Consider the following 2,966-nt stretch of genomic DNA (forward strand, 5'->3'; position numbering starts at 1 on the left):
GCCCGGATCCGTGTGAACATCTTGAATGAAAACCTGCATGCGCAATTGAACTGGGACAGTGAACAATTGGGCCAGGTTCAGGCCCAATTGCACAGCCAACTGAGCCAGACTGCCGATGGTTGGCAATGGCCCGAGCAAGCCCCATTGACCGGCTCGGTGCACGCCCGCTTACCGCAAGTGGGCGCTTGGTCGGTGCTGGCGCCACCGGGCTGGCGGGTGCAAGGCACGCTGGACGCACGTTTTGACGTGACTGGCACACGCGCTCAGCCACAATGGCAAGGCCAATTGCAAGCCGAGCAACTGGCCGTTCGTTCTGCGGTGCAAGGCATCGAGTTCAACCAAGGTCAATTGCAAGCCCGACTGCAAGGCCAAACGCTCATTTTGGATCGTCTGACTTTGCGCGGCGCCGGGGCGCAAGGCGGCGAGTTGCTGGCCAGCGGCCAAGTTCAATTCAACGCAGTCCCCGCATCGCGCACAAACGGCAACGCGACAGCCAACGCCAGCACCAACCCCTTGCGCGCGGCCATCTTGGCCCTGCGCATCGAGGCCAAAGGTCTTCGCATCAGCAACCGGGCCGATCGACGTCTGGTCGTTTCCGGCGCATTGACGGCGAACCTGACAAGAGGTCAATTGCAGCTGCGTGGCGACCTCAAGGCCGACCAAGCCCTTTTCATCTTGCCTGAAGACAGCACGCCCGCACTGGGCGACGACGTGGTGGTGATCCGCCCCGGCATGGCGCAATACGACTCACCCGCGCTGACCACGCCACCCGACTTCGCAGCGCCCGCCAAATCATGGCTGGGCGTGCCCGATGTGCGCGTCACCCTCGACCTGGGGCCCGACTTCCAATTGCAAGGCCAAGGGCTCACCACGCGTCTGGCGGGGCAGCTGACGCTGGTCAGCAACACCAGCACGGAAGGCATTCCCCATCTGACCGGACAGGTGCGAACAAATGGCGGCCGATACAAGGCCTACGGCCAGCTGCTGAGCATTGAGACAGGCGTATTGCGCTTCAGCGGCCCTTACAACAACCCAAGTCTGGACATCATCGCCTTGCGACCCAACCTGGCGCAAAGTGTGGGGGTACAAATCACGGGCACGGTCTTGCTGCCACGCGTGCGCCTGTATGCCGAACCCGACCTGCCCGATGCCGACAAACTGGCCTGGCTGGTGCTGGGCAGACCTGCTGCCAATGGCGGAGCCGAATCGGCCGTGCTGCAACAAGCGGCGGTGGCGCTGCTCAGCGGCAATGGCAAAAGCCTCAGTGGTGAACTGGCCAGCAGTTTGGGATTGGATGAAATATCGCTGGCCAGTGGCAGCCGCTCAGACGCCACCGCCACCGGTGCGGCAGTGACCCTGGGCAAACGTGTGTCCAAAGACTTTTATTTGGCCTACGAAACCAGCCTGAACGGCGCTTTTGGTTCGCTTTACATCTTCTACGATCTTTCGCGTCGCCTGACCCTGCGGGCACAAGCAGGCGAGCAAAGCGCTCTGGACTTGATCTTCACCGTCCGGCGCGATTGAAACACTGGCGCTGCCCCATCGGGGGCAGCGTGTGGGCACCGCGCAATCAGTGCAAGGGTGTTGGGCTGGTCCGGACCCGCAGCAGTCACTGAGCCGTACCCTCGCCCCACCCAATTGGCCCACCCCAAAACCCTCAGGCAGATGGGGGAAACCCGACCTATAAAATTCCTTTTCCCGCTTGCCAAATAAGTGCAAATTACTCTAATATTGTCGTGAACATGCTTAGGCACTGCCAAGCTTGACATTGACGCGGTTTCCACGTTTCAAACGCCTTCACTCATGACTGCTTTTGAGTGCCCCGGACTCGGAAAAACCATTAACTCTCGCCAAATGCAGGTTTTTTAACCGGAAAAAATGAATTTTATGGATTTCAAGAATGCGCTCCCATCAAGCATGGCACGTCCTCAATCCATCAAAAATATCAATTTCAGACCCGCCTGCTCCCCCTCTCTTCATCCTTGAAAAGACAAAGCCAGTCACACCCCATGAATAAACTTACTTGGCAACCTGAGGATGCTCAATTGCTGCTCAGCTTGCGAGAGGCTGCAGGCATCGATGCTTTGGTTTTTGCGCGCATGAACACAGTCTCGGTCGCTCAATTGAAGGAACTGGAACAAGGAGAGGGCAACAGTTTTTACAACCCACAAATCAAACGCAGCACAGGGCTCAAACTGCTCAAAAAATTGGGACATGAAGTCGTCATGCTTTGTGAAGTTTCGAAGTCAGAAGAGCCGACCTCACCGGTGAACATGGACGACGCGACCCCAGAACCCTCGCCCACCCAAGCGAACACTTGGGCGACCAGCGAACCCTCTTTGCAGGCTGCACCGTTGAACCGAAGCCTGGGCTTTTCGCCCAAACCTCTGTGGGTGGCTTTTTCAGTCTTGGCCTTTGGCGCGGCGGTTTTAATGGGCCACGAATGGATCCAAAGCAACGCCAACAAGGCTATGCCGTCACCGTCTGCCCCCGAGCGAGCCATGGCGCTTGCCACCATGCTGCCCAGCACGCCTGAAGCATCCGCACCAGCTGCGCAGGCCGTTCTAACGCAAAGCCAACCATCTGCCTTGTCGGCGCTATCCACACCATCCACCGATGCCATGGCCACCCCAACGCAAGCCCCCGCGTGTGATCCCAAAATGCGCGAGGGCAGCGCTACCCACACGACGGCGGCGCCACTCAAGCCGGGCAACTATGTGTTCTTTGAAGCGATTGAAGACACGGAATTGTGCGTGCGCGACCAAGACAACCTGCTCACCTTGGTGAAACTGCCTGCAGGCATGAAAAAGACCGTGCGCGGCACGGCGCCATTTTTGGTTCAAACAGGCCAGTGGGACAAACTGAAAATGTTCTTTCAAGGCCGCCGGGTACCAATCAATGCCAATGCCCCTGCACATTTGGTCTTGAACAACCAAGATTTTTAACACCCGTTGCCTCGGTGCATG

At 58.3% G+C, this 2,966-nt stretch carries 2 protein-coding genes; both read left to right on the top strand.

Annotation, left to right across the window (positions count from 1 at the left end):
- A partial coding sequence (locus tag Q0341_RS13220) for a translocation/assembly module TamB domain-containing protein (RefSeq protein ID WP_299514158.1) occupies nt 1–1,524 on the top strand: 1,524 nt, incomplete at its 5' end.
- Between the two features lie 485 nt (nt 1,525–2,009).
- Nucleotides 2,010–2,945, top strand: a complete 936-nt coding sequence (locus Q0341_RS13225; protein ID WP_299514161.1) for a hypothetical protein — start codon at nt 2,010–2,012, stop codon at nt 2,943–2,945.
- The last annotated feature ends 21 nt before the right edge of the window (nt 2,946–2,966 follow it).

It is taken from the genome of uncultured Limnohabitans sp., from assembly GCF_937889215.1.
Lineage (GTDB): Bacteria > Pseudomonadota > Gammaproteobacteria > Burkholderiales > Burkholderiaceae_C > Limnohabitans_A.